Genomic DNA, 4,724 nt, shown 5'->3' on the forward strand with positions numbered 1-4,724 from the left:
CTCCCGGTTCTATGGTCAGAGACAGTCCGCGGATCGCCTTGAAGCCGTCGAAGGAGACGCTGACGCCGTCGAGATAGAGCAGCGAGGAGGTGAGTGCGCCGGGCACGGCAGCGTTCATCGCGATCACTCCGCCGGGGCCGGCTCGGCGGCCGGTGTCGTGCCGGGCTTGCGGCGGCGCGCCCACAGCGCCTCGGCCGTGCCGAGGATTCCCTTGGGCAGGAAGAGCGTCACCACCACGAAGAGGCCGCCGAGCGCGAAGAGCCAGTAAGGCGCCATGAAGCCCGAGGTGAAGACGGTCTTGGCCCAGTTGACCACGACGGCGCCCAAGGCCGCGCCGACCAGCGTGCCGCGGCCGCCGACCGCGACCCAGATCACGGTCTCGATCGAGTTGGCCGGCGCGAATTCGCTGGGGTTGATGATGCCGACCTGCGGCACGTAGAGCGCGCCTGCCACGCCCGCCATGCAGGCCGAGACGGTGAAGACGAAGAGCTTGAAGCGGTCGACCCGGTAGCCGAGGAAGCGGGTGCGCGACTCGGCGTCCCGGATCGCGATCACGACCTTGCCGAGCTTCGAGACGACGATGCCGCGCGCGATCAGGAAGCCGACCGCCAGCATCACGCAAGTCAGGGAAAACAGAGCGGCACGAGTCGCTTGCGCCTGGATGTTGAAGCCGAGGATGTCCTTGAAATCGGTCAGGCCATTATTGCCGCCGAAGCCCATATCGTTGCGGAAGAAGGCGAGCAGCAGCGCATAGGTCAGCGCTTGGGTGATGATCGAGAGATAGACGCCGGTGACGCGCGAGCGGAAGGCGAACCAGCCGAAGACGAAGGCGAGCAGGCCGGGCACGGCCAGCACCATCAGCATGGCGAAGGGGAAGGACGAAAAGCCGTACCAATACCAGGGCAATTCCTGCCAGTTCAGGAAGACCATGAAGTCGGGCAGGACCGGATTGCCATAGACACCGCGCGAGCCGATCTGGCGCATCAGATACATGCCCATCGCGTAGCCGCCGAGCGCGAAGAAGGCGCCGTGGCCGAGGCTCAGGATGCCGCAATAGCCCCAGACGAGATCGAGCGAGACCGCCAGCAGCGCGTAGCAGAGATATTTGCCCCAGAGCGACATGGTCGAGGTCGGCACATGGAAGGGCGACGACGCCGACAGCAGCAGGTTCGAGAGCGGCACCAGCACGGCCAGACCGAGCAGGATCGCGAGGAATATCCCGCCGCGGCGGTCCATCTTCTGCAGGAGGAAGCGGGTGATCATGCTTCCACCGCCCGGCCCTTGAGCGCGAACAGGCCGCGCGGGCGCTTCTGGATGAAGAGGATGATGCAGACCAGGAGCGCGATCTTGCCAAGCACGGCGCCGGCATAGGGCTCGAGCAATTTGTTGGCGACGCCGAGCGTCATCGCGCCGACCAGCGTGCCCCATAGGTTCCCGACGCCGCCGAAGACCACGACCATGAACGAGTCGATGATGTAGCTCTGGCCGAGATTGGGGCTGACATTGTCGATCTGCGAGAGCGCGACGCCGGCCAATCCCGCGACGCCCGAACCCAGCCCGAAGGTGAGTGCGTCGATGCGGCCGGTGCGGATGCCCATCGCCGAGGCCATGCGGCGGTTCTGGGTGACGGCGCGCATCTGCAGGCCCATCGGCGTCAGCTTCAGGATGGCGAGCAGCGCCGCAAAGACCAGCCCCGCGAAGACGATGATCCAGAGTCGGTTATAGGTGATGGCCAGCCCACCGAGATCGAAGGCGCCGGACATGAAACTAGGGGCGCCGACCTCTCGGTTGGTCGGGCCGAAGGCGGTGCGGACCGCCTGCTGCAGCATGAGGCTGATGCCCCAGGTCGCCAGCAATGTTTCGAGCGGCCGGCCATAGAGAAAGCGGATGACGCCGCGCTCGATGGCGATGCCGACCGCGCCCGAGACGATGAAGGCCGCCGGCAAGGCGATGGCCAGCGACCAGTCGAACAGGCCGGGCGCGTTCGCCCGGATGACCTCCTGCACCACGAAGGTGGTGTAGGCACCGAGCATGACCATCTCGCCATGGGCCATGTTGATGACGCCCATCACGCCGAAGGTGATGGCAAGGCCGATGGCGGCCAGCAGCAGCACCGAGCCGAGCGAGAGCCCATACCAGAGGTTCTGCGCCATGGCCCAGAGACGCAGGCGGCCCTCGATGGCGGAGATCGCCCTCGCCTGCGCGTCCTTGAGCGCCGGGGTCGCCTCGCCTGCGAGCGAGCGCAATGTCGCCAGCGCATCCTGGTCGCCGCGCTCGCGCAGCAGGTCGATGGCGCCGAGACGGTCGAGCGGGGCGGCATCGGGCTTGGCGATCAGGATCGCGGCCTGGGCCTGGCGCAGGGCGGCGAGCGCGCGCGGATCGGTCTCCTTGCCGATGGCGGCTTCGACGATGGGCAGGAGGCTGGCATCGCGCGACTTGAAGACCGCTTCGGCCGCGGCAGTCCGTTTCGCAGGTTCAGGATTGAGCAGGCTCAGGCCGCCGAGCGCGGCCTGCACGGTGCGCCGCACCGCATTGTTGAGGCGAACGGTCTTCACATCCGCCGGAGCGGCGGTGAGCGCAGCGCCGGTCCTGGCGTCGACGAAGCCACCCGTCGGGGTCTTCAGCACGACGCCGCCGGGGCCGGCGAGCAGGCGACCGTCGTTCAGGGCTTCGACGATCAGCGCAGCATTGGGATGGGCGGTCGACACCAGGATTTCGACGGCGCGCGTCGTGTCGGAATAGCTGTCGGCGGCGAGGCGCGTGAAGGCCTCGTCGGCAGTCTGCGCGAAGGAGGCGATCGAGGCCGCGACCAGTGCGACGACGATCACTCCGAGATGCAGCAGGCGATAAAGGAAGGACATCAAGACCGGCTTCCGCATTCAGGTCATCCCGGGCGCCCGCAGGGCGACCCGGGATCCATGCCCGGGCGTTTCCCCGAAAAGCTCAGGCATCGATCCCGCCTCTAGGCTTCGCTCCGCCGGGATGACGGAGCGGGACGAGCAACCGCGATGGAACGGCGAGATACAAAGGCGAGATACGAGGGACGACCGGGATATTTCCCGTGCCGCCCCTCCCCCTCATGATCTCACGCGCCACCGCACTTGTTGGTCTTGACGTTGAAGTTGCCGCACTTCTTCTCAACCCAATCGCCGACCAGATCCTTGGAGCCATCGAGCTCCTTCGACCAGGCATCGCCCGGAACGAGGCCGGAGGTCTTCCAGACCACGTCGAACTGGCCGTCATCCTTGATCTCGCCGATGAAGACCGGCTTGGTGATGTGGTGGTTGGGCAGCATCTTCGAGATGCCGCCGGTCAGGTTCGGCGCCTCGATGCCGGGCAGCGCGTCGATGACCTTGTCCGGATCGGTCGACTTGGCCTTCTCGACCGCCTTCACCCACATGTTGAAGCCGATGTAATGCGCCTCCATTGGGTCGTTGGTGACGCGCTTCGGGTTCTTGGTGAAGGCCTGCCACTGCTTGATGAAGGCCTCGTTCTCCGGCGTCTTGATCGATTCGAAATAGTTCCAGGCGGCGAGATGGCCGACCAGCGGCTTGGTGTCGATGCCGGCGAGTTCCTCCTCGCCGACCGAGAAGGCGACCACGGGAATGTCGGTCGCCTTGATGCCCTGGTTACCGAGCTCCTTGTAGAACGGCACATTGGCATCGCCGTTGATGGTCGAAACCACGGCCGTCTTCTTGCCGGCCGAGCCGAACTTCTTGATGTCGGAGACGATGGTCTGCCAGTCGGAATGACCGAAGGGCGTGTAGTTGATCATGATGTCCTCGGGCTTCACGCCCTTGGATTTGAGATAGGCCTCGAGGATCTTGTTGGTCGTGCGCGGATAGACATAGTCGGTGCCGGCGAGCACCCAGCGCTCGACCTTCTCCTCCTTGGCGAGATAGTCGACGGCGGGAATCGCCTGCTGGTTCGGGGCCGCACCGGTGTAGAAGACGTTGCGCTCGCTCTCCTCGCCCTCATACTGGACGGGGTAGAACAGGATGTTGTTGAGCTCCTTGAAGACCGGCAGCACCGATTTGCGCGACACCGAGGTCCAGCAGCCGAAGGTGGCCGCGACCTTGTCCTTGGTGATCAGCTCGCGCGCCTTCTCGGCGAAGAGCGGCCAGTTCGAGGCCGGATCGACCACCACAGCCTCGAGCTTCTTGCCGAGGACGCCGCCCTTCTTGTTCTGCTCCTCGATGAGCATGAGCATGACGTCCTTCAGGGTCGTCTCGGAGATCGCCATCGTGCCCGAGAGCGAGTGCAGGATGCCGATCTTGATGGTCTCCTGCTGCGCCGCCGCCGGCAGATAGGAGGAACCGAGGAAAGCGGCGCCCGCGAGCGCGGTGCCGAGGAATTCGCGACGATTGCTGTTCACGGGCTGCTCCCGAATATTCCTGTTGAGCGGCGCCGCGATCGGCACCGACAGGCCTCCCCGGCCCGAAGGCAGGTATCGCAAGCCACATGCCAACCGGCCTCACCGAACGGGTCGTCGCGCAAATCTCTGCCGCTAGGTCRGCAAACCCCGCATTTCCTGCGAAAGAGGCGGGCCCCGACGCAATGATCAGGTCACATCGATCATTTCTGCTCATTTTGCAGGCAAACCCACTGCCTGCTAATTGCGCACCGCACCATCCGCCTGAAATTTAGCCCGCAAACACGCCGCTCACGGCGCAGCGGACAGCGCTTTTTTTGACATTTACGTGGAGCCGAGAATCACCCTAGCC

3 protein-coding genes and 1 pseudogene are annotated in these 4,724 nt (G+C 65.1%); all 4 read right to left on the minus strand.

The window, feature by feature from the left end; translation table 11 throughout:
- Positions 1-118 (minus strand): annotated as a pseudogene (locus tag AB4Y99_RS25845) (ABC transporter ATP-binding protein); the annotation flags it as partial.
- Positions 119-123: 5 nt separating this feature from the next.
- Positions 124-1,263 (minus strand): urea ABC transporter permease subunit UrtC, encoded by a 1,140-nt coding sequence (gene urtC, locus AB4Y99_RS25850; protein ID WP_133563875.1) that lies wholly within the window; start codon positions 1,261-1,263, stop codon positions 124-126.
- Positions 1,260-2,879, minus strand: coding sequence for an urea ABC transporter permease subunit UrtB (gene urtB / locus AB4Y99_RS25855; RefSeq protein WP_133563873.1), 1,620 nt, complete (start codon positions 2,877-2,879; stop codon positions 1,260-1,262). The genes urtC and urtB overlap by 4 nt, the downstream gene beginning before the upstream one ends.
- Positions 2,880-3,085: 206 nt before the next feature.
- Positions 3,086-4,375 carry an urea ABC transporter substrate-binding protein gene (urtA, locus tag AB4Y99_RS25860; RefSeq protein WP_248311271.1) on the minus strand — a complete coding sequence of 430 codons (1,290 nt, stop codon included), beginning with the start codon at positions 4,373-4,375 and terminating at the stop codon, positions 3,086-3,088.
- Between the last annotated feature and the right edge of the window lie 349 nt (positions 4,376-4,724).

It is taken from the genome of Allobosea sp. TAB14 (assembly GCF_052113865.1).
Classification (GTDB): Bacteria; Pseudomonadota; Alphaproteobacteria; order Rhizobiales; family Beijerinckiaceae; genus Allobosea; species Allobosea spartocytisi.